24 protein-coding genes are annotated in these 26728 nt (G+C 56.3%); 12 read left to right on the top strand and 12 right to left on the bottom strand.

Translation table 11 applies throughout. The features are described from left to right. Positions 1-769 precede the first annotated feature (769 nt). Positions 770-1540, top strand: coding sequence for a Crp/Fnr family transcriptional regulator (locus tag N879_RS12945; protein WP_009458509.1), 771 nt, complete (start codon positions 770-772; stop codon positions 1538-1540). Here the strand turns inward: N879_RS12945 and N879_RS12940 are convergent. Then, positions 1479-2846 carry a hypothetical protein gene (locus N879_RS12940; protein ID WP_009458511.1) on the bottom strand — a complete coding sequence of 456 codons (1368 nt, stop codon included), beginning with the start codon at positions 2844-2846 and terminating at the stop codon, positions 1479-1481. The two genes, N879_RS12945 and N879_RS12940, sit on opposite strands and share 62 nt — an antisense overlap. Positions 2847-2850: 4 nt before the next feature. Further along, positions 2851-3075 (bottom strand): DUF2249 domain-containing protein, encoded by a 225-nt coding sequence (locus N879_RS12935; protein WP_031232783.1) that lies wholly within the window; start codon positions 3073-3075, stop codon positions 2851-2853. A 248-nt stretch (positions 3076-3323) separates the two neighbouring features. Between N879_RS12935 and ubiU the strand changes: the two genes are divergently transcribed. The 3 genes from ubiU to ubiT are packed head-to-tail and all read left to right on the top strand — an operon-like array spanning position 3324 to position 5753. Further along, a complete protein-coding gene (gene ubiU, locus N879_RS12930) occupies positions 3324-4319 on the top strand; it encodes a ubiquinone anaerobic biosynthesis protein UbiU (protein ID WP_009458516.1) in 996 nt (331 codons plus the stop codon). A gap of 18 nt (positions 4320-4337) precedes the next feature. Continuing rightward, positions 4338-5240 (top strand): ubiquinone anaerobic biosynthesis protein UbiV, encoded by a 903-nt coding sequence (ubiV, locus tag N879_RS12925; protein WP_031232782.1) that lies wholly within the window; start codon positions 4338-4340, stop codon positions 5238-5240. A gap of 15 nt (positions 5241-5255) precedes the next feature. Next, the gene (ubiT, locus tag N879_RS12920; RefSeq protein WP_031232781.1) at positions 5256-5753 is read left to right on the top strand and encodes a ubiquinone anaerobic biosynthesis accessory factor UbiT; all 498 of its coding nucleotides are present in this window, start codon (positions 5256-5258) and stop codon (positions 5751-5753) included. A gap of 5 nt (positions 5754-5758) precedes the next feature. Here ubiT and N879_RS12915 read toward each other — a convergent pair whose 3' ends face one another. The 9 genes from N879_RS12915 to N879_RS12875 all read right to left on the bottom strand — a co-directional run bounded on the left by N879_RS12915 (position 5759) and on the right by N879_RS12875 (position 14530). Further along, complete coding sequence (locus N879_RS12915; protein WP_009458519.1) at positions 5759-6508, bottom strand: anaerobic ribonucleoside-triphosphate reductase activating protein; 750 nt, start codon at positions 6506-6508, stop codon at positions 5759-5761. Between the two features lie 18 nt (positions 6509-6526). Then, a complete protein-coding gene (gene nrdD / locus N879_RS12910) occupies positions 6527-6709 on the bottom strand; it encodes an anaerobic ribonucleoside-triphosphate reductase (protein WP_009458520.1) in 183 nt (60 codons plus the stop codon). 175 nt (positions 6710-6884) lie between these two features. Further along, positions 6885-8723: a ribonucleoside triphosphate reductase gene (locus tag N879_RS12905; RefSeq protein WP_009458521.1), complete on the bottom strand. Its 1839-nt coding sequence runs from the start codon at positions 8721-8723 to the stop codon at positions 6885-6887. Positions 8724-9221: 498 nt separating this feature from the next. Beyond that, positions 9222-9680, bottom strand: coding sequence for an HIT family protein (locus tag N879_RS12900; protein ID WP_009458522.1), 459 nt, complete (start codon positions 9678-9680; stop codon positions 9222-9224). Next, complete coding sequence (gene trpC / locus N879_RS12895; RefSeq protein WP_009458523.1) at positions 9677-10477, bottom strand: indole-3-glycerol phosphate synthase TrpC; 801 nt, start codon at positions 10475-10477, stop codon at positions 9677-9679. Before trpC ends, N879_RS12900 begins: the two co-directional genes overlap by 4 nt. Next, positions 10474-11508: an anthranilate phosphoribosyltransferase gene (gene trpD / locus N879_RS12890; protein ID WP_009458524.1), complete on the bottom strand. Its 1035-nt coding sequence runs from the start codon at positions 11506-11508 to the stop codon at positions 10474-10476. The genes trpC and trpD overlap by 4 nt, the downstream gene beginning before the upstream one ends. A gap of 3 nt (positions 11509-11511) precedes the next feature. After that, complete coding sequence (locus N879_RS12885) at positions 11512-12075, bottom strand: anthranilate synthase component II (RefSeq protein ID WP_021447083.1); 564 nt, start codon at positions 12073-12075, stop codon at positions 11512-11514. 38 nt (positions 12076-12113) lie between these two features. Continuing rightward, positions 12114-13634, bottom strand: coding sequence for an anthranilate synthase component I (gene trpE, locus N879_RS12880; RefSeq protein ID WP_009458527.1), 1521 nt, complete (start codon positions 13632-13634; stop codon positions 12114-12116). A gap of 215 nt (positions 13635-13849) precedes the next feature. Continuing rightward, entirely contained in the window at positions 13850-14530 is a 681-nt protein-coding gene (locus N879_RS12875) for a phosphoglycolate phosphatase (protein WP_021447082.1), read from the bottom strand. 211 nt (positions 14531-14741) lie between these two features. Between N879_RS12875 and N879_RS12870 the strand changes: the two genes are divergently transcribed. Continuing rightward, the gene (locus tag N879_RS12870) at positions 14742-16544 is read left to right on the top strand and encodes a GGDEF domain-containing protein (RefSeq protein WP_021447081.1); all 1803 of its coding nucleotides are present in this window, start codon (positions 14742-14744) and stop codon (positions 16542-16544) included. Positions 16545-16570: 26 nt separating this feature from the next. Here N879_RS12870 and rpe read toward each other — a convergent pair whose 3' ends face one another. Continuing rightward, complete coding sequence (gene rpe, locus N879_RS12865) at positions 16571-17266, bottom strand: ribulose-phosphate 3-epimerase (protein WP_009458542.1); 696 nt, start codon at positions 17264-17266, stop codon at positions 16571-16573. Positions 17267-17384: 118 nt separating this feature from the next. Between rpe and apaG the strand changes: the two genes are divergently transcribed. From apaG to N879_RS12830, 7 genes are all read left to right on the top strand, one after another. Next, positions 17385-17759: a Co2+/Mg2+ efflux protein ApaG gene (gene apaG / locus N879_RS12860; protein ID WP_021447080.1), complete on the top strand. Its 375-nt coding sequence runs from the start codon at positions 17385-17387 to the stop codon at positions 17757-17759. Between the two features lie 15 nt (positions 17760-17774). Then, the gene (gene mltA / locus N879_RS12855) at positions 17775-19070 is read left to right on the top strand and encodes a murein transglycosylase A (protein WP_031232778.1); all 1296 of its coding nucleotides are present in this window, start codon (positions 17775-17777) and stop codon (positions 19068-19070) included. Beyond that, positions 19067-20260, top strand: coding sequence for an FAD-dependent monooxygenase (locus tag N879_RS12850; protein ID WP_009458547.1), 1194 nt, complete (start codon positions 19067-19069; stop codon positions 20258-20260). The genes mltA and N879_RS12850 overlap by 4 nt, the downstream gene beginning before the upstream one ends. A gap of 39 nt (positions 20261-20299) precedes the next feature. Further along, on the top strand, positions 20300-21031 hold the full coding sequence (locus tag N879_RS12845) for a DsbC family protein (RefSeq protein WP_009458548.1): 732 nt from the start codon (positions 20300-20302) through the stop codon (positions 21029-21031). A gap of 311 nt (positions 21032-21342) precedes the next feature. Next, positions 21343-22959, top strand: coding sequence for an EAL domain-containing response regulator (locus N879_RS12840; RefSeq protein WP_021447078.1), 1617 nt, complete (start codon positions 21343-21345; stop codon positions 22957-22959). 122 nt (positions 22960-23081) lie between these two features. Beyond that, positions 23082-24671 (top strand): methyl-accepting chemotaxis protein, encoded by a 1590-nt coding sequence (locus N879_RS12835; RefSeq protein WP_009458552.1) that lies wholly within the window; start codon positions 23082-23084, stop codon positions 24669-24671. Positions 24672-24780: 109 nt separating this feature from the next. Next, a complete protein-coding gene (locus N879_RS12830; RefSeq protein ID WP_009458553.1) occupies positions 24781-26358 on the top strand; it encodes an alpha/beta hydrolase-fold protein in 1578 nt (525 codons plus the stop codon). Positions 26359-26728: the final 370 nt, after the last annotated feature.

Raw genomic sequence — 26728 nt, 5'->3', positions numbered from 1 at the left:
AAACCCCCCGCAAGCATCCCTTGCGGGGGTTTTGTTTTAGGCGGCGACAAAAGAGCAGGCTACCGGCCTGTCTCGGATTGCTCGAAGGCCTGACCCTGGACCGCCCGGTTCAGGCGTACCGCCACCCCTCCTGGCCCGTTCCGGGCTGCGTGTATTCCTTATTCTTACCGACGCCGATTGGCCTAAGCCTAGCAGGTCGGTCTTGGCATCCTGTCCCGGCACCCTAGGATTGACCTTCAATCCGTCGTTGCTTACCTGCAGGGTGGTCGGTCGTTCTACTCTTCGCGCTTGTAGCATTAGTTGCTGAGCTTTCTGTACCAATCAGCTTTGATGACCAAGATTGGCGCCTGCAACTGCCGACATCTGTCCCCTTAGCTTAGGGCTGTAGCGTACTTAGTCACTGCCTGTATTCGTCCTCCCTGAGCCCTCCGAAATTCCTACTCAGTTTTCTCTTTAACGTCGACGTAGCTGGCTCTGCTAAGGCCTATTGCATCCATTCAGAATTCAAGTCGATTTGGAAATGAGGCTGTCCCCAATCAGTTTCCCCTCTCAATATTCCCTACCTCTAACATGGTCAAATTTGACCGCTTTTTGCTTGGATCTGTTCCTAAGTCATGCTGAACTAGCAGTTCTGACTATCTTTTTACGTCCTCTTTAAAGCCTCGATTTATCTGTTTGACGTGTATCAATCAGGCACCGAGCTAATCTGAACAAGAGGGAACGGAGTATGTCAGTCTAGCTATGGTTCTATTTGGCATACGGAAAAGATATGGCGGCTCAAGACATGGCCTCGCAGGCAAGCAATGAAGAATTGTCAGACACCAGGCTACTGCAGGGTGAAGGGCCGGGACGCTGGAAGCGGATAAAGGCCCAGCTGGCTCATCTGCCTATATTCAAGGAGCTGCCACCGGAACAACTGGAGCCCATTGCTAAAGGTACTCAGGAAGTACACGCTTTGCGTGGTACGACTTTATTTCACAGTGGAGATCCTTGTTTGGGCTTTCACATGTTGGTCTATGGTCGGGTGAAGCTGGTATTTGTCTCGTCCACGGGCTCAGAGCGCGTCGTTCGCCTGGTGGGGCCAGGAGAGGGGTTTGGTGAGGCGCTGATGTTCATGGGCCGTAATTACATTGTGACGGCCCAGACTTTGGTGGACTCTCTGCTTTTGCATATCAATAGAGACACCTTGATGGAGCAGCTGGGGAAGGGCAGTGATGTTGCTCGCCTGATGCTGGCTGGTTTAAGTGAGCGGCTTTATCGCTTGATGGGCGAGTTGGAGGCCTATACGCTGCAAAATGGTGTGCAACGTCTGGTGAATTACCTTTTGCAGGAGTGGCCGGGCGAAGAGGGTGTCCCCTTCAGGATCGATGTCGGTAAGTCCGTCATTGCTTCCCGCCTGAATCTGACCCCGGAGCACTTATCACGTACCTTGCGTGATTTGATGGACCGGGATCTGATTCGGGTTCAGCGACGTAATTTTACGATTCTGGACAGCGCGGCTTTGCGGCAATATGGTGTTCTGCCTGATATGCGCGGATAGCGCGCAGGCTACGGCGATAGCGCTGCCAGGCTGTGCATAGATTCCAAGTCAAGCTTGCAAAAGACAGCAGCAAAGCAGGAGCAGCTATCCAGGCGAAAGACTCGATCCCCAAGCTCGCACCTGTCCAAAGCACCAGACTTAGGCTATGCAAAGCCCAATGCGCGCGGGCGGTGGACGCGGGGATGTAGTTGGCAGTCTTGGGGATAAGGCGCAAGAGGGCACGCGTGTGCTCGGTATTGTCCGTATCCATGCTGACATGCTCCTGGGCCTCGCGCCAAAGCAGAAAGGGCACGATGGTATAGAGCATCCCACAGACGACGGAACCCAAGGCTCCCATAATGAGCAAGACACCAATCGCCAGCTCTGCGTTGGAGGCGGCGGGATTGTGGGTCCAGAAGTTCAACAGAACAGCAATCAACAGGCTGCTTAAGGAGCTATACCAGAATAAAGTGCTGGCTCCTGCTGTCGGACGCTTGCGTTTCCAGAGGCGCGCCCACGTAATCACCGCCCATAAGCCGTAGCTTAAAAAGATCAGGTAGGTGACCAGATCACGCAAAGGTAACCAGGAGCCAGGTAAGGAGGCCAGGGCCCACTGTGCAATCAACAAGGCTCCTACGACCCAAGGTAGCCAACGTACTAGAGGCGCCGGGTAGAGTTCGGTGATTTGAAAAATAGGCAGCAGTTGGAACGACATGGCAATCAGCAGCAAGCCTGCCCAAGCTGCCAAGCCCATCGTCATGTGAAGATTCAGCAAATTGGCGACGGCTTGTTCGCTTGCCAAGGCGACCAGCATGGCAAGCCCCGTTGAGACAGTCAGCAACAGTCCCAGCAAAGCCAGTCGGATAGGAGCAACGATTTCTTTGGCGCCGCGAAAGACGTCGCGCCGAGAGCGCCACAAGGCCAGCATGGCAGTCAGTAGATAAGCCCCCAAAGCAAAGGCAAGACAAGCGCCTGCCAGCGTGTAAGCCCAGCTTTGCCAGCTAAGAAAGCCCGTCATCAGAAATAGTGTGCCAGCGCTGAGCAAGCCCCAAAAAGCTAGCGCCTGACCGCGTGACACCTGAATACGCACATTGCAGGCCACGGCCAGAATATGTGCCAAAGAGGCAAACATGGCACTGCCCACGATCCCCAAGGTCCAGGCATGGGTTATGGCCAAGGTGGCGGGGTGCCAGCGGGAGTTGAATAATTCCGGTCCGCTATAGAGCGCCAGCATGGCAGCCAGCAGTCCAAAAAAAGGGACATTCGCAAACAGGGGCAAGGTCAGTGACAAAGAGGGTGACTGATCCAGCGATAAAGCGCGTTGCATAGACTTAGTTCCTGCGGATGATGAGCTTGAAGCCGTTTTCTTGGTGGGTGCCGTGATACTTGAAGCCGCTGCGTCGCAGGATTTCATACAAGGGGAAAGGTTCTCGATCCAGCCACATGAGCAAGGCCTGGGTGGGAGCCAGTTCAGCCAGTGCTTCCAGGCAATGCTCCAAAGGCTCGGGTGCGGGCAGGCCGCGAGTATCCAGCGTGATGATCTCAGTTTGTGTCATCAAGACTCCAGCACGAAAGGCTTGGAAGGCATTGTGGACCATTCTGCCCGCCTATGGCGCAGGCAAAGTGGGACTTGTTTGCCACGGGTCAGGAGGTGGGAAGAATTTGATATGCGTTAAGGCCCCTTAATTTCAGAGCAGGCATAGTGGTGGTCTTGTCGAGCCAGGATCCACCCTGGCCAGATTGCTGATCGGGGAGTGTCATGAATACAGCGTCCACGGCTTTAGCCGCGTCCGATAACCCGCAGATGGAACTGGTTTGCCCAGCGGGCAGCTTGCCTGCTTTGAAAGCAGCCATTGATAACGGAGCCGATAGTGTCTATCTGGGGTTCCGGGATGCCACCAATGCCCGGAACTTTGCCGGGCTTAATTTTGATGCACAGGCGATTGCACAAGGGATTGATTACGCACACCAGCGCGGCCGCAAAGTTTTGCTGGCTCTCAATACCTACCCGCAACCCAATGCCTGGCAACAGTGGCGCGACGCGGTGGACAGAGCTGCCCAGGCTCAGGTCGATGCGGTCATCATGGCAGACCCAGGATTGATGGCCTATGCCAGTCAGGCACATCCCAATCTGCGCTTGCACTTGTCGGTGCAGGGTTCAGCCACCAATCCGGAAGCCATCAAGTATTACCACCAGAACTTCGGTATTCAGCGCGTGGTTTTGCCGCGTGTCCTGTCCATGACCCAAGTGGAGCAGGTCTGTGAGCAGGTCCCTGTTCAGGTTGAGGTTTTTGGCTTTGGCAGCTTGTGCGTGATGGTGGAGGGCCGCTGTGCCTTGTCCTCCTATGCCACTGGTGAGTCCCCCAATACACATGGAGTCTGTTCCCCCGCCGGGCATGTGCGCTGGGAGCAGACAGATCAGGGCCTGGAGTCGCGTCTGAATGGTGTGTTGATCGACCGCTATCAGGATGGTGAAAACGCGGCTTACCCCACTTTGTGCAAAGGGCGTTTTGATGTGGCGGGCGAAAACTATTACGCACTGGAAGAGCCCACCAGCCTGAACACCTTGTCCTTGTTGCCACAACTGTTGGCGGCGGGTGTCAGCGCAATCAAGATTGAAGGCCGACAGCGCAGCCCGGCTTATGTGGCTCAAGTTACTCAGGTATGGCGGCAAGCCATTGATTCGGCCAAATCCACGCCAGCCCGTTATTCAGTCCATCCGGCCTGGATGGGGGCTTTGAACAAACTGGCCGAAGGGCAGCAACATACGCTGGGTGCCTATTCTCGGCCCTGGAAGTAGAGCATGGGAGGCTCAATCATGAAATTATCTTTAGGCCCCTTGCAGTATTACTGGTCCCGCGTTGCCACGATGCAGTTTTATGAGTCGGCCTGCGACTGGCCGATCGATGTGGTGTATCTGGGCGAGACCGTATGTTCGCGTCGTCATGAGCTACGACTGGATGATTGGCTGGATATTGCCCAGATGCTGGCCCAGGCTGGCAAGGTGCCGGTTCTGTCTAGTCAGGTCTTGCTGGAGTCCGGGCGGGACGTGAATACGCTACGCAAGGTCACCGAACAGGCTGATTATCTGGTCGAAGCCAATGATATGGGAGCAGTACGTTTGATGCAGGGTCGGGACTTTGTCGCCGGCCCTTTTTTAAATGTTTATAACGGGCCAGTGCTGGATTTGATTGCTTCTCAAGGCGCGGTGCGTTGGGTGATGCCTCTGGAAATGGGCCGTGCAGGATTGGCGCAGTTGCAGCAAGACAGACCTGCCGGTTTGGAAACCGAGGTCTTTGCCTTCGGGCGTTTGCCCCTGGCTTTCTCGGCCCGTTGCTTTGCGGCGCGTAACCGCAATCTGCCTAAGGACAATTGCCAGTACGTATGCATGGACTATCCCGATGGCTTGCTGCTGGAAACCCGTGAAGGGCAGGGTTTTCTGACGATTAACGGTATCCAGACTCAATCCGCCTGGGTGTACACCTTACTGGAGCAGGTACAGGATTTGCGCGATTTGGGTGTGAATATGCTGCGTTTGAGTCCGCAATCTCAGCATATGGATGCGGTCGTGCATTTGTTTAATGACGTGATTCAGGGGCGTATTCAGGCAAGGGATGCCCACGAGGATATGCTGCCTTTACTGCCCGCTAAGGCCTGCAACGGTTTCTGGCATGGTCGCCCCGGTTTGGAATGGGTGTCGCCGGTGTCAGAGCGTTTTTAAGGGAGGGATGGAAGAATGAATGAAATAACGACTCCCCGTTTACCTGCTGTTGTGGCGGGTGTTTTAAGCCGTTTACCCCCGTGGCCCGGCTCCCGCTTGTTTTGTACGGGCTTGAACGTGCTGATGCGTCCGCACTTGCCGGCTGACATTGCGGAACGGTTGGAAGGGCGAGCTTTACGCATACAGGTGGCGGATGCCGGCTTAGCGTTTGACTATACGTGGCGCCAAGGGGCTTTTTATCCTCTGTCGGCACGCGTACAACGTCCGGATTTGACTCTGAAAGCGGATCTTTGGGCTTTTTATCAGCTTTTGCAGCGGCAGGAAGATCCGGATACCTTGTTCTTTAATCGACGTCTGTCGATTGAGGGTGATACCGAATTGGGTCTGATGGTGAAAAACACCCTGGACGCCTTGGACCCCGATATTCTGCATCCGCTTGCAGTGCTTAAACAGGGTAAAGCGGCTTTACAGGATGTGCTGCGCCGCCCGATACGCACCCCCGCTTCTTCCTGAGACAATTAAGAGCGTCGCACTTCAAAGTGCGGAAACAGCTTCTGGAGGTTTTCCAAAACTTCCGCTCCCGGGTAGGCCCGCAAAGCCTGCCCAGTTTCATTCAGGAAATCATCATCACAGCCTTGTGTGCGGAAAATCTGCACGGCATAGCGCTGGACGCCCAGCTCATGCAGGTGTTGTCCCAAAGCTTGTACCGAGGCGGGACTGTGCAGTTGGGGATGAATAGTGCTGCGGCACTCAAACAGAACGTCTTCGTTCAGCAGCAACTGCAAACTGCGTAAGGGCGCAGCGGCACTATTGCTGCGTTGAGTAATGGCGTCGTAGTGACTGAACTCTGCCTTGATATCCAGGCCTATCCAGTCCACCCAAGGCAGGATTTCCAGCAGTCTGGCCGGATGTGTGCCTGCGGTGTGTAAACCGATTTTGAAACCCAGCCTGCGCACCGCGCGGATGGCGGAGCCCAGGGCCGGGTCCAGTGTGGGCTCGCCGCCGCTAAAGACGACGGCATCCAGCAGGCCGACGCGGCGATTCAGAAAGTCCAGCAAGGCGTTCCAATCAATAGCACTGTCTGGTGTGCGCTCTTGCAGGTGGGGGTTGTGGCAGTAGCCACAGCGCCAGGGGCAGCCTTGCACAAAGATGACAGCGGCTAATTGGCCGGGGTAATCCGTAGCCGAGAAAGGGGTGCAGCCACCCACTTTCAATGCCACTTTGTGGGCAGGCGTGGCCGGGTAAAGATGGCGCGTGGCGTAAGTCATGGAATTTGACCGGGCTGTTTATAGGGTGGGGACGGCATTGCTTGCGCAGGCGCTGGCTTCGGTGAAGTAGCGTCGCTCATGAAACTCACCTTGCTTGCCAATATTGAAAGACGACATGGGACGGTGATAGCCCATGACGCGTGTCCAGATTTCGCAAGGCTGGCGTTCGGAATCTTGAAGAGTGATGGTGTCGGTGTTCATGAATAACTCCTTGGAAAAAAGGGCCGTCACGCTATGCGGATGTGACTAGCCTGGGTGTGTGCCAAGAGGCTGGTTGTAGATAAAGACTGAGGACAACCAAAAGCCTGGTTTTAGTTGAGCCAAGTGGATTGGGTTTAGCCTGTCTTGGTAAAAAATTGGCTTGAAGAGATCGGCTTTAATGGACTGGTGTCGGTGTCGGTGTCGGTGTCGGTGTCGGTGTCGGTGTCGGTGTCGACGACGGCGTTGACGTGTCCGCGATAACTTCGTTTTGAACGTCAGCCTCGGCCCGAGCTTGAGCTAACTTGTTGGCCAGCAATTCGCTGTCGCAATGCGGGCAAAACTCATGTTTTCCAGACAGATAGCCGTGCTTGGGGCAGATAGAAAATGTGGGCGTAACGGTGATGTAAGGCAAGGAAAAACGGTTCAAGGCTCGTTGCACCAGATTGCGGCAGGCATCAGTGCTGGACAGTGCTTCGGTCATATAGAGGTGCAGCACGGTGCCGCCGGTGTATTTGCCTTGCAGCTCGTCTTGTCGCTCCAATGCCTCGAAGGGGTCTTCAGTAAAGCCCACCGGCAGCTGTGAGGAATTGGTGTAGTAGGGCATTTGCTCGGTCCCTGCTTGCAGAATGTCGGGCCAGCGGGCGCGATCTTCTTTGGCAAAGCGGTAAGTGGTGCCCTCGGCAGGGGTGGCTTCCAGGTTGTACAGGTGGCCGGTACTTTCCTGAAACTCCACCATGCGCTCCCGAATGTGATCCAGCAAACGCAAGGCAAAGCGGTGCCCCCACGGCGTGCAAAGATTCTGCTTGTCCTGGGTAAAGTTGCGGATCATCTCGTTAATGCCGTTAACTCCCAGCGTGGAGAAGTGATTACGCAAGGTGCCTAAATAGCGGCGTGTGTAGGGAAACAGCCCTTGGTCCATATGCTGCTGGATCACCGTGCGCTTGATTTCCAGGCTGTCGCGGCCCATTTCCAGCAGCTCATCCAAACGGGCAAACAGACCAGCTTCATCGCCTTGATACAGATACCCCAAGCGGGCGCAGTTCAGGGTGACCACTCCCAGGGAGCCGGTTTGCTCGGCAGAGCCAAACAAGCCATTACCGCGTTTGAGCAGCTCGCGCAGATCCAGCTGCAGGCGGCAGCACATGGAGCGGATCATATTGGGTTCCAGCTCGGAGTTAATGAAGTTCTGGAAGTAGGGCAGGCCATATTTGGCCGTCATGGCAAACAGGCGCTCGGCATTCGGGCTGTGCCAGTCAAAATCCCGGGTGATGTTGTAGGTGGGAATCGGGAAGGTGAAGGCACGGCCACGGGCATCACCCTCGCTCATGACTTCGATATAGGCCTGGTTGATCATGTCCATTTCGGCCTGCAGATCCCCGTAGCAAAACGGCATTTCTTCGCCACCGATTTGCGGCACTTGCTCGCGCAGGTCTTCGGGGCAAACCCAATCAAAGGTCAGATTGGTAAAGGGCGTCTGCGTCCCCCAGCGTGAGGGTACGTTCAGGTTGTAGATCAGCTCCTGCATGCATTGGCGCACCTGTTTGTAGCTCAGGCCGTCCTTGCGGATGAAGGGCGCCATATAGGTATCAAAGGAGCTGAAGGCCTGGGCTCCGGCCCATTCGTTCTGCAGGGTGCCCAGGAAATTGACGACCTGACCGACTGCACTGCTTAGATGCCGCGGTGGGCCGGATTCAATCTTTCCGGGTACGCCATTGAGCCCTTCGTTCAGGAAAGTGCGCAAGGACCAGCCGGCGCAGTAGCCAGAGAGCATGTCCAGATCGTGGATGTGCAGGTCGGCCTGACGGTGTGCCTGGCCGATTGCTTCGGGGTAAACGTGGCTGAGCCAGTAGTTGGCAATCATCTTGCCCGAGCTGTTCAGAATCAGACCGCCCAGCGAGTAGCCCTGGTTGGCATTGGCTTGCACGCGCCAGTCCTGGCGGTCCAGATATTCAGTAATGGAACGGATGATGTCCAGCTGAGCAGCTGGACGCGAGGCAGTTTCCTGGGTAGCCATATTTTTCACCAGAACCTATATATAGTGATTTTTAGGATTCACGACACTATATATGGTGGTTTTTGAAGGGGCTAGGCGATTGTCGTCCAGGCTTGATCTAGGTTAATTTTGTGCTCGAAGTGACTGGGTCAAGGGGGTTGTCGGAAAGAAGTCGTTGGGCACTCCTTACTCTGATCGTTCGTAGGTGGAGATTTGTGAAGTCGAGGTGGTCATGCTGCCAGGTATAAAGAGTTGGCTATGGCCATGCTATGCAAGCAAGCAAGCAAGCAAGCAAGCAAGCAAGCAAGCAAGCAAGCAAGCTGTTTATGTGGGTTGCGTGCAAGTAGCACAACAGCAGCTTGGCTCCTGCCGGTGGAGTCGCACTGTAGCGGGCTCCACGGATAAGCGGTGTACTTGTCTGTTACAGTGCGCCGTCTCTTTTCCGGGAGGCAAAAAATACCCGCTGACTTTTTACAGGCCAGCGGGTATTTCTTTAATAGCAGGACTTGAATAGCGGGTTTAGTGCTTGAATCGTGCTTTTAGCGCAATACAAAGTGCCTGCTGATACTGGCTGACTTGCTCAAGCAGGCGTTCTTCGTGGGAAGCCCAGCCTTGCTTTTGTTCTTCTGTGCGCATGGGGGCGGGTGACCAGGCAGAGTCCGGAAAGAACGGGTCGTCCTTCCAGCGAGGGATGACGTGCCAATGCAGATGCGGCACCTGATTTCCGAATTGAGCCAGATTGATCTTGGCGACTCCCAGTTGTTCACGCTGAGTCTGCTCAACCACATATACGGCTGCCATGATGTGCTGCCGTTGTTCTTCAGACAGGTCTGTCATTTCAGCCACATGATCTTGCCAGATTACTCGTGTATAGCCGGGAAACGGGCTGTCCGTGACGGCCAATACCTGCAGCCCTGCACCCGACCATAGCAATTGATCGGGTTTCAAGGCACACAGGGGGCAAGCGTGGGTGCTCATGCAGGCTGACCGAAGAACAGGTTCTGCAAGGCAACGCCTGGATCAGGTTCACGCATGAAGGCCTCACCGACCAGGAAGGCTTGCACCTGGTTCTCGCGCATCAGGGCCACATCTTCAATGGTGTGAATACCGCTTTCGGTGACAACGCGTTTTTCGCTGGGGATAAAGGGCAGCAGGTCCAGCGTGTTCTGGGTGCTGGTTTCAAAGGTGCGCAGATTGCGGTTATTGATGCCCAGCAGGCTGGTCTTCATTTGCAAGGCAATATCCAGCTCGGCGCGGTCATGTACTTCAACCAGTACGTCCATGCCCAGTTCGTGGGCCATTTCTTCGTATTCCATCAGCTGATCCTTCTCCAGCGCGGCGACGATCAGCAAGATGCAGTCGGCACCCATGGCTCGGGCATGGATGATCTGATAGGGGTCAATAATGAAATCTTTGCGCAGTACGGGCAGTGCGCATACGGCACGGGCCTGGCGCAGGTGGTCGTAGGAACCCTGGAAATACTGGATATCGGTCAGGACCGACAGGCAGGCAGCGCCGTGGGCGGCGTAGCTGGAGGCAATCTCAGTCGGGTTGAAGTCGGCACGGATCACACCCTTGGACGGGGAGGCCTTTTTGACTTCCGCAATAATGGCAGGCTTGCCTTGAGCAATCTTGTCTTCAATGGCGCTGGCAAAGCCGCGCAGGTCGTTCCGGTTCTTCGCTTCGCGCAGCAGATCGGACTCGCTGCGCAGTTGGCGGGCGGTGACGACTTCAGCTCTTTTGGTGTCGAGGATCTTGGCCAGAATGTCGTTCATGGGTTTAACTTCCTTGTATAAGCGCGGAATTGTTCGAGTTTTTCGCGTGCGGCACCGTTGGCAATGGCCTCAAAAGCCATGCGCAGGCCTTGTTCAATGGAGTCGGCGTGGTTGGCAGCATAGATGGCCAAACCAGCATTCAAGCCCACGATATCACGAGCCGTACCCTCTTGGTTATTGAGGGCTTCCATAATCATCACGGCAGATTCTTCCTTGCTGGAGACGCGAATGCTGCGGTTGGAGGTCATGGCCATGCCAAAGTCTTCGGGGTGAATTTCGTATTCCCGCACCTGACCGTCTTTCAGTTCGCCCACCAGGGTGGCCGCACCCAGAGAGGCTTCATCCATACCGTCCTTGCCGTGCACGATCAGCACGTGTTTGGCCCCCAAGCGTTGCATTACGCGCACCTGAATACCGACCAGGTCGGGGTGGAAGACGCCCATCAGCTGGTTGGTTGCACCGGCAGGATTGGTCAGCGGGCCCAGAATGTTGAAAATAGTGCGCACGCCCAGCTCTTTGCGGACGGCAGCCACGTTTTTCATGGCTCCGTGGTGAGCGGGGGCGAACATGAAGCCGATATTGGTTTCGGCAATGCTGTCGGCCACTTGCTCGGGCGAGAAGGTCAGGTTCACGCCCAGGGCTTCCAGCACGTCTGCACTGCCGGACGAGGAAGACGCACTGCGGTTGCCGTGCTTGGCTACTTTCACCCCTACGGAGGCGGCCACAAACATGGAAGCGGTGGAGATATTGAAGGTATTGGAGCCGTCGCCACCTGTACCGCACATATCCAGCAGTTCGTCCGGGTTAGGCGTAATGACGGGGGTGGCAAATTCGCGCATCACCTGGGCGGCGGCAGAAATTTCACCCACGCTTTCTTTTTTCACGCGCAGGCCCATCAGCAAGGCAGCCGCGATCTGAGGCGACATTTCGCCGCGCATCAGCATACGCATCAGATGCAGCATTTCGTCGTGGAAGATTTCCCGGTGTTCGATACAGCGCACCAGTGCTTCGGTAGGAGTGATGGTGTTCATGATTTAAAGGTCCAGAAAGTTCTTCAGTAAGGCGTGGCCATGCTCGCTTAGCACCGACTCGGGGTGAAACTGCACGCCATAAATAGGCAATTCGCGGTGACGGACACCCATGATCTCGCCGTCTTCGGTTTGGGCGGTTACTTCCAGGCAGTCGGGCAGGCTGTCGCGCTCGATGGCCAGGGAGTGATAACGGGTGACGTTAAAGGGCGAGGGCAAGTTGCTGAATACGTCCGTGCCCTGGTGAGTAATAGGGGAGACTTTCCCATGCATGATTTGCTGCGCACGGATAATGCGCGCACCAAAAGCATGTCCGATTGCTTGATGACCCAGGCAGACGCCCAGAATCGGTAGCTTGCCGGCAAAGTGCTGGATCAGTGCAACCGACAGGCCCGCGTCTGCAGGGGATTTGGGGCCGGGCGAGACGCACAGATGGCTGGGATTCAAGGCTTCAATTTCTTCAAGTGTGACTTGATCGTTGCGTCGTACCACTACTTCCTGACCCAGTTCTCCAAAGTACTGGACCAGGTTATAGGTAAACGAGTCATAGTTATCGAGCATGAACAGCATGAGAATTCTCCGGCAAAAAAAGGATGGCAGTGGGGCGATTAAATAGGCTCGTCCAGACCGAATTGCACTTGTTCGGCAGCGCGGATCACGGCGCGTGCCTTGGCTTCGGTCTCTTGCCATTCTTTTTCGGGATCGGAGTCGGCCACGACACCGGCGGCGGCCTGCACATAGAGCATGCCGTCCTTGATGACGCCGGTGCGAATGGCAATAGCCAGATCCATTTCGCCCGAGTAGCTCAGGTAGCCAGCAGCACCACCGTAAACGCCACGGCGTACTGGCTCCAGTTCATCAATGACTTCCATGGCGCGTACCTTGGGGGCGCCGGTCAGGGTGCCCGCAGGGAAGGAGGCGCGTAGCACGTCCATCTGGCTCATGCCGTCTTGCAGTTCACCGCAGACATTGGAGACCAGGTGCTGAACATGCGAGTAACGTTCGATCGCCATGGTATCCGTGACTTGTACCGAGCCGGTTTTGGCGATACGGCCAATATCGTTGCGGGCCAGGTCGATCAGCATCAGGTGTTCGGCGCGTTCTTTAGGGTCGGACTTCAGCTCGGCGGCCAGTGCAGCATCGGCTTCAGGTGTGGCACCGCGTTTGCGAGTGCCGGCCAGTGGGCGAATAGTGACGCGCTCCATGTTGCGGCCATCCTGACGGTGTTCTTCCTGACGCACCAGAATTTCTGGCGATGCACCCACGACCTGGAAGTCGTCGAAGTTCCAGAAGTACATGTAAGGCGATGGGTTCAGCGAACGCAGGGCGCGGTACAGGGACAGGGGCGAGTCGCGGAAAGGTTTGGTGATGACCTGGCCGATCTGCACTTGCATCAGGTCACCGGCTGCAATGTATTCCTTGGCGCGGGCCACGGCCTTCAGGTAATCCTCTTTGTCGAAGTCGCGCTCGCATTCGGTTTGCATGCTGGCGTAGGCGTAAGGGATCACGACGGGTGAACGCAGCTTTTCGCGCAGATCCTTCAGACGACGCTTGGCCAGTACGTAGGCTTCGGGCTGGGCGGGATCGGCGTAGACCAGCAGGTAAGTGCGGCCAGCCAGATTATCCACAATCACCAGTTCGTCCACTTGTAGCAGCATGATGTCCGGCACGCCTTCTTCCTGGTCGGAAGGGAAGGGTTTGCGGTTCATGCCCAGGGACGGTTCGATGTGACGCACCGTGTCGTAGCCGAAGTAACCGGCCAGACCACCCGCAAAGCGGGGCATGCCAGGACGCAGGGCTACTTTGAAACGGGCCTGGAATTGCTCGATGAATTCCAGCGGATCGCCTTCGGCTGTTTCGACAATTTTGCCATCGTGCAGCACTTGGGTATGACGGCCGTAGCTGCGGATCACGGTACGGGCAGGCAGGCCAATAAAGGAGTAGCGACCGAACTGCTCGCCGCCCACAACCGATTCCATCAGGCAGCTGTAACGTCCGCCTTCGGGGCCGTTGTGCGCCAGTTTCAGATAAATCGACAGGGGCGTATCCAGGTCGGCATAGGTTTCCGCAATCAGGGGAATGCGGTTAAAGCCTTCTGCTGCTAGGGCATTGAATTCTATTTCTGTCATTGGGATCTCGAGGGTCAGTGGGTACGACGAGCCGGACAGAAACAAAAAAAGCCCGGTCGTTGTGATTACCGGGCTTATTTTCCTGGAGGCGGTCCGCTGTGTACTACTTTGCAGGGACGCCAGACTTCAAGGTTATATCTACCCGATACACGAACGCCACCAGCGCCAATAAGCGCCGTAGATTGTGGATGCGTGAGTGCGAGTAGACATGAATTTTATGACGTAAATATGGTGTTGCGTTTATTGCGCAGCCAGGTGGCCGCGTCGGCAATAGAGGCAACTATACCATCGGAATCCAGGCTTTGCACATCCTTGCCTTCGTTATAGCCGTAAGGAACCAACAGTACGGGGATGTTCGCCGCACGCGCTGCCTGGGCGTCATTCATGGAATCCCCAATGACCAAGGCCTGTTCGGGAGCCAGTTTCATTTGCTCGCAGGCGTAGACAAAAGGCATGGGGTCGGGCTTTTTGCGCGGGCAGGTATCACCGCCCACCACCAGTTCGAAGTACGGGCCCAAACCTGTTTGTTCCAGCAAGGGGCGGGCAAATTGTTCGGGCTTGTTGGTGACCACAGCCAGACGCAATCCCTGGCTTTTAAAGTCATCCAATCCTTCTAGTACACCCGGATACAGGCGGCTGTGTTGGCCATTACATAATTGGTAATGGTAATAAAATGATTCCAATGCCGGGGTGTAGTCGGCAGGAGGTTCAGGTAGATCGGTCAGAGCGCGTCGCACCAGGTTTTCCGAGCCTTTACCCACGAAAGTGGCGATGCGCTCCTCTGGGAGCGGGGGTAAACCCAGGTCGATACGCATGGCATTACATGCCGAGGCCAGATCGGGAATGGTATCGAGCAGGGTTCCATCCAAATCAAACAGCACAGAGAAAATATTCATCTTTTTGTAGCGGACTTGTGACAAAATATTGTCAAATTCCTGTTAAGGTCGAGCAGAAAAAAGTTTTCGGAACGTCGGGTTTTCATTTCGTTTGATTCATCATGTTAAAGCTCCTTACTGCACGCGGGCTTATCAATTTAGTGAGCAAACCGTATTTTGGTACAAGATTGGCTTTCGATAGTCCGTTCAGAAAGGCCCTAGGAGCGGAAGTATGATGCTCGATACATTTCATCAGATTCTCGTAGAAAAACAAGTTACGCCGGTCTTTCAGCCCATTGTGGATTTGCAGTCCGGCTTGATTCTGGGTTACGAGGGTTTGATTCGAGGGCCAAAGGACAGCAGTTTTTATTCGCCCTTGGCCTTGTTTGACGCCGCCCGGCAATGTGGCCGCTTATGGGATCTGGAAGAGCTGTGTTGCCATACCTTGGTCAGCAGTTTCAAGCAGCAGGGTTTGGCGGGCAAACTGTTTTTGAACTCCAGCCCGGATGTGGTGATGCGCATGTTGCCTTCGGCCCGCATCGAACCGCGTACGGGTATGCCACAGCTGGATGGCATTGACTGGAGCCGGGTGGTGGTCGAATTGACTGAATCCGAGCGTACTGACAGCTACGACTATCTGAATCAGGCTATTGAACTTTATCGAAAAGAAGGCCTGCAGTTTGCCATTGATGATCTGGGTGAAGGCTATGCCTCGCTGCGCTTGTGGTCCGAATTGCGGCCCGAGTACGTCAAGATCGACAAATACTTTGTGCGCGATATTGATACTGATGTGCTCAAGCAGCAATTGGTACGTTCCATTTGCGATATTGCCAGCCATGCGCAATCCGTTGTGATTGCAGAAGGGATTGAAACCGGCGCGGAACTACGCACCTTGCGGTATTTGGGCGTGGCCTGTGGGCAGGGCTATTTGCTGTGTCGCCCTCAACCTAACCCCCCGCCTCAGCTGGAGCCCGCGCAAGCCGCGCTGTTTGGACCATCCACTGTGCGCACTCAGCGTCAAGTGCAAGGCCGTGATTCCATGAGCGTGCGGCGTTTACTGCGTGCCGCGCCTGCGGTGCCTGATAATACACCCACGAATCGTGTGTATGAGCTGTTTCAAAGCCACCCGGATCTTAGTGCCGTGGCTCTGGTGCGAGGGGACAGGCCGACGGGTATTTTGCGTCGTAGTCAGCTTTATGATCAGCTTGCCCGGCCTTATCACCGCGAACTGTATGGCAATAAGCCATGCTCCCTGTTTATTGAAACCCCACCGCTGATTGTTGACTGCGATACCAGCTTGCTGGAGTTGGGCACCTTGATGACGCAGGGAGCGGGGGATGCCTTGAGTGATGGTTTCATCATTACCGGGGCGGGTGAGTATCTGGGCCTGGGCTCCAGTGTGGAGCTGATGCGTGAAATTACGCAGATTCAGATCATGACGGCGCGTTATGCCAATCCACTGACGCAATTGCCGGGTAATGTGCCGATTAATGAGCATATTGATGGTTTGCTGCGTAATCGGCAGAACTTCGCTGTGTGCTATGCGGATCTGGACCACTTCAAACCCTATAACGATTTGTACGGCTATCGCAAAGGCGATGAGCTGCTACGCTCCATGGCCGAGCTCTTCACCCGTTACGCGGTGGCTCGCATGGACTTTGTGGGCCATGTGGGGGGTGACGATTTTATTTTGGTGTTTACCAGCCCGGACTGGGCCGAGCGCTGCCAAAGCATTCTGGACGAGCTGGAAAAAGAGCTGGAGTCCTTGTATAGAGTGGAGCATCGGCAAGCAGGCGGCTATCTGGCTGAAAACCGTCAAGGCGTGCTGGTGTTTCACCCGCTAGTGAGCCTGTCTTTAGGTGTGGTCACAGTCGATGAGCCCGAATTGTATTCGGGCTCTTTAATTGCGGAGCTGGCCAGTTCTGCCAAGGCACAGGCCAAGCGTGTACAGGGCAATGCCTTGTTTGTGGAGCGCCGCCGCCCCGACAGTGCGGTTCGGCAGAGCAGTTATAGCCGCAATACGACGTTGCAGTAGCGGAAACAGCAGGCCGGACGCAGGATTTAGGCCTGCTCTGCCAGAGCGATTTGCGCGCGCATGTCGCGGATGACCTGAGCGTAGTCGGGCTGACCAAAAATAGCCGAACCGGCCACAAAGGTGTCAGCACCGGCTGCACGGATGGCGCCGATATTGTCCACCTTCACGCCACCGTCGATTTGCAGAAGGATGGGCTGACCACCCTCTGCAGTCCACGCATCAATGCGGGCGCGGGCTTGGCGCAGCTTGTCCATGGCGCTGGGGATAAAGGCCTGGCCGCCAAAGCCGGGGTTAACGGACATCAGCAGGACCAGATCCAGCTTGTCCATCAGGTGATCCATCCAGTTCAGCGGGGTGGCCGGGTTGAATACCAGGCCGGCCTTACAGCCGTGGTCACGGATCAGCGACAGGGTGCGGTCCACGTGGCGCGAGGCTTCGGGGTGAAAGCTGATGTAATCGGCACCGGCTTTGGCAAATTCGGGGATCAGCGCATCCACGGGCTCCACCATCAGGTGTACGTCGATGGGGGCAGTGGTGTGGGGGCGCAGCGCAGCACAGACCATGGGGCCGAAAGTCAGGTTCGGTACAAAGTGGTTGTCCATGATGTCGCAGTGAACCCAGTCGGCACCGGCGGCGATAACATTGCGGACTTCTTCACCCAGGCGGGCGAAGTCGGCCGATAAAATACTGGGAGCGATACGTGTGGAGCTGGCTTGGGACATAATAGGTGCCGTAAAGATTAGACATCACGAAAATCGTGGCCATATGTCATCATTATAGTTTCAAGCGGGGGGGCTGTGCAGCGCCCCGTATTTGTACAGCCGTAACCTGGAATCCATCATGAAGCCTGACGATATTGAGGTGCAGATCACGCCCCAGTACCTGCCTGAGCAATCCGAGCCCGATAGCAATCAATATGTTTTTGCCTATACCGTACGGATTACCAACAATGGACAGCAGACGGCCCAGATTATCAGTCGTCACTGGATCATTACGGACGACAATCAGCAGGTTCAGGAAGTGCGTGGCCTGGGCGTTGTAGGGCAACAGCCGGTGCTGGCTCCAGGTGAGACCTTTGAGTACACCAGTGGTTGCCCCCTGAACACGCCGTTTGGCACCATGCGCGGCAGCTATCAATGTGTTGGTGAAAATGGTGTGCCCTTTGAGGTCGCCATTCAGGAGTTCATCCTTTCCTCTCCCCGTACCTTGCACTAAGGGCCAAACCCAGCCATGAAGATAATTTATTGCGTGCCAGCCGTACTGCTGGCATTAAGTGCCTGTTCCACCATTCCTGGGGATCAGGGTTCTTCGCCAACGGCTCCGGGTACAGCAGAAGGCGGTCCTGATATCGCTCTGCAACCGTTGCGCGTGCCGTCCTTGTCGGCACTGCCGGAAACCCCGGCGCGTGCGTTGGCAGGGCGTTATCAAGCCGTGAACTGGTCCGCCTTGCCGGGCTGGCAGGCTGATTCGCTGGACCATGTCTGGAAAGGTTTCATCAATAACTGCAAGGGCCTGATGCGTCCTGTCAGCGGTTCGCTGGCCATGCCCGCACGTGCCAATCCCCGTGCCTGGCAGCCTGTTTGTCAGGCTGCGGCTTCTGCCGGTCTGAGCGCTGACACCAAAGATACGGCTGCTGTACGTGATTTTCTGCAGCAACAGTTGCAGCCCTGGCGTTTGCTGACCGGCGACGGCAAGGTGGCTCAAAATACGGTCACGGGCTATTACGAGCCTTTGCTCAAGGCCTCGCGCACCCGTAGTTCCAGCTATCAATGGCCGCTTTTCGCTGCGCCGGATGATTTGTTGACGATTGATCTGGGTAGCTTGTATCCCGAGCTGGCTGGCAAGCGTATTCGCGGCAAGCAAGTGGGCAAACGCATTGTGCCTTACGACACTCGCGAGCAGATCGTATCCAGGCAGGAGCGCCAGCCACCCGTGATCGTGTATGCGGAAGATCCGGTAGAAGGCTTTTTTCTGCAGATCCAGGGCTCGGGTCGTGCGGTCCTGCCCGATGGCAGCGCCGTGCGTCTGGCCTATGCCGACCATAACGGTCGCCCTTATGCCTCGGTAGGCCAATGGCTGGCCAAGCAGGGCGAGATGCCTTTGGCGCAGACTTCCATGCAAAACATCAAGGCCTGGGCCAAGCGCAATCCGCATCGCGTTCAGGAAATGATGAATGTAAATACCGCTATGGTGTTCTTCCGCGAAGAGGCCATTGTGGATCCGGAGCTGGGCCCTAAAGGTGCCTATGGCATTCCCTTGATTGGTCTGCGTTCCGTGGCTATTGACCCCACGTACGTGCCTTTGGGTACGCCTGTGTACTTGGCTACCTCGCAGCCTGCTTCTAACCAACCTTTGCAGCGACTGGTTTTTGCTCAGGACACGGGCGCGGCGATTAAAGGTGCCGCACGTACCGACTTGTACTGGGGCACGGGCGATCAGGCTGGTGCGCAGGCAGGGCGCATGAAGCAGCAAGGTCAAATGTGGCTGTTGTGGCCACGTCAGGCAGGAGCACCGAGCGCACGATGAGCAAAGAACGAATTGTGGTGTGTGGAGGGGCCTTGGCCGGTATGGCCAGCGCCCTGGGTTTACGCAAGGCCGGGTTTGATGTCAGCATCCTGTCCCCCGCTTACAAGCCTATGGAACTGGCGGCGGGGCAGTATCACCCCCGTGTCTACGCCGTCTCGGTCGCCAGCCAGCGTTTTCTGACGCAGTTGGGTGCCTGGAACTTGATGTCGGCCCAGCGCATTTCGCCAGTGCAGGCCATGGAAGTACATGGTGATGGCGGCGGTTGCCTGAATCTGCATGCTTGGCAGGACGCGCAGGATTATCTGGCCTGGATCGTTGAGTCCGGACAGATGGAGCAGGCGCTGTATCAGGCCTTGCAAGTGTTCGGTGTGCCCTGGATTGAAGACCGTTTCGAGCGTCTGGAAGGCAAGACCATCATCACCGCCGGACAGAAGCGCATCAGCGCCGATTTGTTTGTGGGGGCAGATGGTGCCCGTTCCGGCCTGCGGTCTGCCGCTGGTATTGAGCATCATGGTCGTGAGTATGGGGACGCCGGTTTGGTGGCCCACTTCAACGTAGAGCGCCCGCACCAGCAAGTTGCCTTGCAGTGGTTTACTGGCGATTCGATTCTGGCCCTGTTGCCTATGCCGGATGTGGATGGTAAACCTCAAGTCTCCATGGTCTGGTCCGTGCCGCAAGCGCAGGCCGACAAGGTGCTGGCCATGCCCTCAGAGGAGCAGGCGCAGTATCTGCAAAACAGCTTGTTCTCTTTATCCAATGGCCGTTTGGGGCAATTAAGCTTACGTAGCCCGGTACACGGTTTCCCTTTGACCTTTGAGCGTAGCGGCCTGGTGTCGCCCGGTGTGGCCTTGGTGGGTGATGCGGCACATCGCGTCCATCCTTTGGCTGGCCAGGGTTTGAATCTGGGTCTGGGCGATATCGAAGCCCTGATCAAGGTCTTGTCCGAGCGCGGCCCGCATTATTCGGTCGGTGATATGCGTGTACTCAATCGCTACAAGCGCGCTCGCGCTGAACCGATTGCGGCCATGCGGGCAGCCACCGATGGCTTGTATCGTCTGTTTGCGGCACCGGGGGCACCGGCTTCCATGCTGCGCAATGCCGGTATGCAAGTGGTGGACCGCCTGCCCTGGGTGAAACGCCGCCTGATTGCGCATGCTGCCGGCGTCAGCCCCGGCGCGCTCTTGTTCTAAGGCCGCTAGGGTCTTGTCGATTAGCAAAGGAAGTACGTCATGATGTTGCACCTTCGTTCTGTATTGGCACTGGCGCTTTTGTCGCTGTGCAGCCTGGCTCAGGCCGCCAGCCCCGCCAAAGTAGACACACGTTTCGAGACTACCCGCCAGGCCTTTGAAGCCGCTTTCCCCGGCGTGACGGTCGATGGTATTCGCGCCACACCATTTCCCAATTTGCTGGAAGTGGAAGTGGGCGGCACCTTGCTCTACACCGACCCGCAGGCCAGCTTTGTGATGCAGGGTTCTTTGCTGGATAGCAAAACTCGTGTTGATCTGACCGAGCAGCGCATGCAGGAACTCAATCGTGTGTCGCTGAATGACTTGCCGCTGGATAAGGCTATCAAGCTGGTAAAAGGCGACGGTAGCCGTCAAATGGTGGTTTTTGAAGATCCCAATTGCGGCTATTGCAAACGTCTGCATACAACTTTGCAGGAGATCGACAATGTTACGGTTTATAGCCTGATGTTTCCCATCCTGGGACCGGATAGCCGCCGCAAAGCCGAGGACATCTGGTGTGCCCAAAACCCCGCTAAAACCTTGAGTGATTGGATGGGGGGCGGAGTGCGACCCGAGAAAGCCTCGTGTGAGCATCCATTGGATCAGTTATTGGCAGTGGGACAAAAACTGCGCGTTCAAGGTACCCCGGCCATTTACTTTGCCGATGGTAGCCGCGCTGATGGCTGGCTGCCTGCTGCCCAGTTGCAGTCTCGCCTGGACGCTGCCGCCCAGTAAGTATTCTGCCTGGTCTTGAGCTAGAACAACCCGCTTTCGAGCGGGTTTTTTATGCCCCATCGTTATGGAAACTATAATTATTTGTGGGGCATGATTTTAAAAAAACAGCGATTAGAAAATAATCCCGAGATGGTTCAGGCGGTAAGGCGGACGTTATTTTGAAGACAAAAAATTTCAAACGCCACATTTGACCATTCTTTACTTTGTGCTCCGTATTCTAGAAGTGATAATTCTAACTATTGATAAAAATAGTATTGTCGGCCCTCGCCGGGACCGTCGTGGGACTGACAATAATTAAATAGTAGGCGCTTATGGAACATGCACACTGCGTGTTGATTGTTTTGGAAGAAGGCGAAGGCTTGCACTACTGGCTGGAGCAACTGCGGGTTTTCGGTACCAAGACAAGCGTTGTCAGATCCCTGGAGAAGGTAGCCGAGGCGCGTCTGAGCCAGGCCGATCTGTTGCTGTTTCCTGTTGAGACGGGCTACGTGCCTTTGATGGTGGCCAAATTGCGCAATGACTTTGGCTCGCTGGGTATTGTGGCCGTTCAGTCCGGCCTGTCTGCCAGTGCTCGTGTGCAGTTGCTGCTGACGGGTGCTGATGCGTGTCTGGCTATGGATGTGCAAGTTCCCGAGCTGATGGCCTGGTGCCATGCCGTGCGCCGCCGTAATGTGTATGCCGCCGTGGGTGCCGCCCAGGCGATGGAAGAGGTTCAGGATCAGAGTGGCCAGCAGGAATGGATCTTGCGCGATAAAGGCTGGACTCTGGTGGCTCCCAATGGGGTGGGACTGGAACTGACGCATAGCGAACGTCAATTAATGGACGCATTCATCCGCCATGCGGATGCCCGTTTCAGCCGTGAAGACCTGATGCGCGACAAAGGCCTGGCTGCCAGTGACAGCCGTGCAGTGGATTCCCTGATCAGCCGTTTGCGCCGCAAGGCCACTCAGGCAGGGGTGGCCTTGCCGATCAAGTCGGTGCACGGCTGGGGCTACACCTTTACGGGCAAGTTGATCGCCCAGCAAGAGCCGCAAGATACTGAAATCATGGAGTTTTACGCCCAGCGCGACGAGCAGGAAGCGTCCCAGCCCACGCCGCTGGAACTCTTGCGTGCGCTGGAAACTCTGGATGTGCTTGATCCGCAGGCCAGCGAAGCGCTGTCTTTCTCTTATCAGTTGCGGGTGGCGACCAGTACGGGCCAATACAGTGGTGTGGACGCCCAGGTGTTCTGGACCTCGCCCACAGGCTTGCGTCTGTCATCGGATCTGGTGCTGCGCCATATGCCTGACGCCATTCACCGTCAGGCTTTGTGCGAATGGATGCTGCGTACTCTGATGGCTGACGTGCGTCGCTGGTGGCAGGAGTATTCGCTGCGTGCCAGCCATATTGGTCTGAAGTTGCCCATCGATATGCTGCTGCCCATCTATAAGCGCATGCCCAGCATGTTGAGTCAGTTCGAGCTGCAACCTTGCTGTGTAGAGCTGGACTTGTTCAGCGACGAGGAATTGGAAGAAACACCAGAACTGATCCAGGCTTTGCAGTTTCTGAAAGAACAGGACATTCAGGTCTGGCTGACCAGCCCCGATATTGAGAACAGCAAGCTCAACCGTTTGCGTGGCTGGCCAATCAGCGGCGTCAAACTGGAAGCCGAGGTTATTCAGCGCGCCTGCCGTGAACCGACGTTCAAGGCATTGCTGGAAACCGCGTGCCATTTACTGAGCGAGCAGGGTTTTGAGCTGGTTATCAAAGGCGTCGATAACCTGGAACAGCGCGATCTTGCCTTGAATCTGGAGCTGGGTCATTACCAGGGGCGTCTGACCTCGGAATTGATGTCTGAAGATGGCTTCTTGCTGACTCTGGCCAGCAGCGAACCTTCTTTTGGCCAAGGCCATGAAGCTTCCCGACGCTTGAGCGGTAGTGTTTTATAAGCCGCCTTAGCATCTAATTATCTCGATATGTAACTTTAATTAAGTATTTCAAGCCCGAGGCCGTTACCCAGCTTGTTCGATGGGGCCTCCATGCAGGCCGACCGTGGTGACACGGTCGGTTTTTGCGTACCTGGGACCTGTCTTTTCAGCGTTGCTCGGGGAATATGATGCGTTTGGGCTTGAAACAGAAGTTGTGGTTGCCATTGATCTTGTGCTTGATGGCGTTGGTGGCGGTTTTTGCGTTTGTGAACTATCAGCTCTATCAGGCACAGATGGAAGAGCGAAAAAGTAGTTTGCAGCACATCGTCAATATTGCAGTAAACATTACGCAGGACTATCAGCAACTGGTCAGCAAAGGCGTTCTCAGCAAGGAAGAGGCGCAAAAGCAGGCGCTGCAACGCATCGCTAGTATTCGTTTTGGGCAGGAAGGTTATGTGTCGGTGTTATCGACCGATGTGGTGTCCATCATGAATCCCAGCCGACCGGAGCTGGACGGCCAGAACGTCAGTGCCGTGGTCGACAGCAACGGCGTGCACCCTTTTGCCGAGATGAGCCGCATCGGCCGCAATGGTGGCGAAGGTTTTCTGGAGTATCACTGGCCCAAGCTTAGCGACAAGAGCAATGCCCCCAAACTGGCCTTTGGCAAAGGGGTGACGCAGTGGGATTGGGTGCTGATTTCGGGCGTTTATATCGACAATATTCAGGCGCGCTTCCTGAGCAATCTGCTCAGCTCGTCACTCGTGTTCGTTCTGATCGTGCTGCTGGTATCAGCGGTTACTGTGTTTCTGGCGCGCCAGATCTTTGCCGAGCTGGGGGCTGAACCTAAGGTGCTGCATGATGCTGCTCAAGCGATTGCTGATGGGGATTTGCGGGTTGCTCATTCCCTACGTTCGATTCCGGACAATAGCGTGATGGCCTCCATCGAGCAGATGCGCCTGAAGTTGAACGAGGTGATGCGCACGCTGCAACACAGCAGTGGAGTGATTGCGGACGATACCTCGCAACTGTCTGTGGGCAATCTGGAGCTGTCCAGTCGCACGACTCAGCAGGCGGCGGCCTTGCAGGAAACAGCATCGGCCATGGAAGAGATGACGGGCACCGTTCGCATGAGCGAAGAAAACGCCATGCGTGCCGAGGAAGTCTCCAGCCAGGTGCAGAAAACTGCCCAGCATGGTGGTCAGATGGTCAGTGAACTGGTGGACCGCATGGGCGCGATTCGCGATACCAGTGGCAAGGTGGCGGACATTACCACGGTGATTAACTCGATTGCCTTTCAGACCAATATTCTGGCCTTGAACGCGGCTGTGGAAGCGGCGCGAGCCGGTGAGCAAGGTCGAGGCTTTGCGGTGGTGGCCGGTGAGGTACGTGCTCTGGCGCAGCGCACGACGGCGTCAGCCCAGGAGATTGCTCAATTGGTGGAAGCGTCCTCCAATAGCACCCGCGAAGGCGTGCAGTTGATGGGGCAGGTCGGTGAGGTCATTGAGGAGATGGTCACCGGCAGCTCGCAAGTGATGACGATTGTTCACGAGATTGCGGCTTCTACTCGCGAGCAAACCATTGGTATCGAGCAAATCAACGTGGCGGTGGGGCAGTTGGATTCGGCCACTCAGCAAAACGCGGAGATGGTGAACCAGGTGGCGCACACCTCCAGCGAGTTGCAGGAGCAGGTGCAAGAGCTGGATCGTTTGATTCAGGCTTTCCGTCTAGAGTGATGAATGGCGCCGCCTCGAGCCAGCCGAGGGGTGCGCTGATTATTTTTGATCGTATACTGCTTCTTGGTACTGGGCTTGTCCTGCGGCAAACCGGCATTTAGGAGGATGTATGTTGCGCGCACCTGTTGTTGCTGTATTGATGGTGGGAATGGTTGGGTCGGCTTGGGCGGCTACGCTGCCTTCGGCTCAAGGTGAGGTTCAGGCGCACGAACATCATGAACGAATACTGAGCTTGCAGCAAAATGAGCTGGTGCAAGGCAGTTGGCAGCACAGTGGTGATGTGGCGCTGGAATTGTTCGGCCCGGATGGCAAGGCGATTCGTCATTGGGCAGATGCCCCGGAACGGGGTGGCCCTTTTGGCTTTATTGCCAGCACGGCGGGCGAATATCGTTTGCGTGTGCAGGGGCAGGGCGAGTATCAGTGGCAGGTTGAATCGGTTACGGCTCCCCAAGCGCCGGCTCAGGCCGAGCCTTTGCAAGGCGATGTGATCCGTCAGTGGAGCATGCGCTTGCGCGCGGGCGAGCCGTCTCGCGGTTTCTGGGACTATGTGCAGCGTGTAGGTTCGCCTTTGGTGGAGCGCTACAGCACTACGCATGATCGCGTCACGTTTGTCTGGCGCGGTGCCCAGAACGAGGTGCGTCTGCATGGCGGGCCTTTCTCGTATAGCGATCGCATGCATCGTTTGGGTGAGTCGGATATCTGGTACATCACCTACGATTTGCCGCGTGATGCCCGCTTTGCCTATCGCATGGCGCCGGATGTGCCTTATGTGGGCCAGAACCTGGCGCGCGAAGTGCTGCGGGCGGCGTTGCAGCGCGATCCTCATAATGCCAAGGCTTTGCCGGAAAACAGCAAGGATCTGTTTGATGGTGAGTCGGTCTTGCGTTTGACGCAGGCACCTGCCGAAGTGGTGAGCCTGGAGCCGCAGCAGTTGGGGCAGGGGCAATGGCGTACGGAGCGCTTGCCCAGCGAGGCTTTGGGTGTGGAACGGCAGGTGCAGATTTATCAGCCTGCGGGCACTCGGGCTCAGGAAATTGATCACACCTTGATTTTGTTCGATGGTCGGGACTATCGGGATTTGGCGCGTGCGCCGGCCATGCTGGATACCTTGATTGCGCAGGGGCGCGTGGAGCCTATGTGGCTGGTCCTGGTGGACAATCCGGGCATGGCGGAACGGGCGCGGGAGTTGCCGCCCAATGAGGCTTATATCAAGTTTCTGGATAAGGAGTTGATGCCTTGGCTCAAGGCCCAGGGGGTGCAGTCGACAGCGGACAAGACGGCGATTGGCGGCTCCAGCTATGGTGGTTTGGCAGCCATGAATGCCGCTTGGCGTTTGCCGCAACTGTTTGGCAATGTTCTGAGCATGTCGGGGTCGTTCTGGTGGGCTCCGCCGGGTGATACTCGTGGGCAGTGGCTGACGCGGCAGATGGCGGACTCAGAAGCTGTGCCAGTGAAGATTTATATGAGTGCCGGGGTGTTTGAGTCTTCAGGCTCCAGCCGGGATGTCAGCCTGGTGCAGGCTAATCGTCATCTGGATGATGTGCTGCGGGCGCGGGGGTATGACGTGCGTTACGTGGAGAGTGCGACGGCACATGATTTTGTGGCGTGGCGGGATGCTTTGGCCTTGGGTTTGGAGCATTTGTTCGGGATTGAGCAGGTTGAGGCTCCGGTCGAGGGTAAAAAGTAGGCTCAGGAGGCTGGACCGGGGGGCTGTTCGGGTCGGGGCAGGCTCCGGCGGGGCTGAGCGCTTGCTGGTGCTGCGCACCAGTTCCCTTGGCATAAGATTGCTACGGGCGGGGCCTGAACTCGCCAGGTACTTGGTCCCCCGGACCAAGTACAAGCGCCTGGCTCAAACAGCAGGCCCCTTGCATCCCTACGCAATCTCAGGCCCGCGGCAAGCACTCTGATCCGCCCCGCCTGAGCCTGCCCCGACCCGAGCAGCATGGTGGCAGTGCTCTTGAGTGGGCCTGCTTTCAACGGTTGTTGGCGGGGGCGGTTGGCACGCTGGAGCTGCTCGATCTAGTTCACAGACTCGACGGAATTAAGAGGTAGCTGAT

It is taken from the genome of Alcaligenes sp. EGD-AK7, from assembly GCF_000465875.3.
GTDB classification, from domain to species: domain Bacteria; phylum Pseudomonadota; class Gammaproteobacteria; order Burkholderiales; family Burkholderiaceae_B; genus Alcaligenes; species Alcaligenes phenolicus.
Note: the sequence above shows the minus strand (reverse complement) of the source record. Positions and strands in the feature narration are given on the sequence as shown.

Excerpts from the sequence above, each read along its gene's own strand:
- N879_RS12945 (WP_009458509.1), top strand. The coding sequence starts at position 770 with ATGGCGGCTCAAGACATGGCCTCGCAGGCAAGCAATGAAGAATTGTCA.
- N879_RS12940 (WP_009458511.1), bottom strand. The coding sequence starts at position 2,846 with ATGCAACGCGCTTTATCGCTGGATCAGTCACCCTCTTTGTCACTGACC.
- N879_RS12935 (WP_031232783.1), bottom strand. The coding sequence starts at position 3,075 with ATGACACAAACTGAGATCATCACGCTGGATACTCGCGGCCTGCCCGCA.
- ubiU (WP_009458516.1), top strand. The coding sequence starts at position 3,324 with ATGGAACTGGTTTGCCCAGCGGGCAGCTTGCCTGCTTTGAAAGCAGCC.
- ubiV (WP_031232782.1), top strand. The coding sequence starts at position 4,338 with ATGAAATTATCTTTAGGCCCCTTGCAGTATTACTGGTCCCGCGTTGCC.
- ubiT (WP_031232781.1), top strand. The coding sequence starts at position 5,256 with ATGAATGAAATAACGACTCCCCGTTTACCTGCTGTTGTGGCGGGTGTT.
- N879_RS12915 (WP_009458519.1), bottom strand. The coding sequence starts at position 6,508 with ATGACTTACGCCACGCGCCATCTTTACCCGGCCACGCCTGCCCACAAA.
- nrdD (WP_009458520.1), bottom strand. The coding sequence starts at position 6,709 with ATGAACACCGACACCATCACTCTTCAAGATTCCGAACGCCAGCCTTGC.
- N879_RS12905 (WP_009458521.1), bottom strand. The coding sequence starts at position 8,723 with ATGGCTACCCAGGAAACTGCCTCGCGTCCAGCTGCTCAGCTGGACATC.
- N879_RS12900 (WP_009458522.1), bottom strand. The coding sequence starts at position 9,680 with ATGAGCACCCACGCTTGCCCCCTGTGTGCCTTGAAACCCGATCAATTG.
- trpC (WP_009458523.1), bottom strand. The coding sequence starts at position 10,477 with ATGAACGACATTCTGGCCAAGATCCTCGACACCAAAAGAGCTGAAGTC.
- trpD (WP_009458524.1), bottom strand. The coding sequence starts at position 11,508 with ATGAACACCATCACTCCTACCGAAGCACTGGTGCGCTGTATCGAACAC.
- N879_RS12885 (WP_021447083.1), bottom strand. The coding sequence starts at position 12,075 with ATGCTGTTCATGCTCGATAACTATGACTCGTTTACCTATAACCTGGTC.
- trpE (WP_009458527.1), bottom strand. The coding sequence starts at position 13,634 with ATGACAGAAATAGAATTCAATGCCCTAGCAGCAGAAGGCTTTAACCGC.
- N879_RS12875 (WP_021447082.1), bottom strand. The coding sequence starts at position 14,530 with ATGAATATTTTCTCTGTGCTGTTTGATTTGGATGGAACCCTGCTCGAT.
- N879_RS12870 (WP_021447081.1), top strand. The coding sequence starts at position 14,742 with ATGATGCTCGATACATTTCATCAGATTCTCGTAGAAAAACAAGTTACG.
- rpe (WP_009458542.1), bottom strand. The coding sequence starts at position 17,266 with ATGTCCCAAGCCAGCTCCACACGTATCGCTCCCAGTATTTTATCGGCC.
- apaG (WP_021447080.1), top strand. The coding sequence starts at position 17,385 with ATGAAGCCTGACGATATTGAGGTGCAGATCACGCCCCAGTACCTGCCT.
- mltA (WP_031232778.1), top strand. The coding sequence starts at position 17,775 with ATGAAGATAATTTATTGCGTGCCAGCCGTACTGCTGGCATTAAGTGCC.
- N879_RS12850 (WP_009458547.1), top strand. The coding sequence starts at position 19,067 with ATGAGCAAAGAACGAATTGTGGTGTGTGGAGGGGCCTTGGCCGGTATG.
- N879_RS12845 (WP_009458548.1), top strand. The coding sequence starts at position 20,300 with ATGATGTTGCACCTTCGTTCTGTATTGGCACTGGCGCTTTTGTCGCTG.
- N879_RS12840 (WP_021447078.1), top strand. The coding sequence starts at position 21,343 with ATGGAACATGCACACTGCGTGTTGATTGTTTTGGAAGAAGGCGAAGGC.
- N879_RS12830 (WP_009458553.1), top strand. The coding sequence starts at position 24,781 with ATGTTGCGCGCACCTGTTGTTGCTGTATTGATGGTGGGAATGGTTGGG.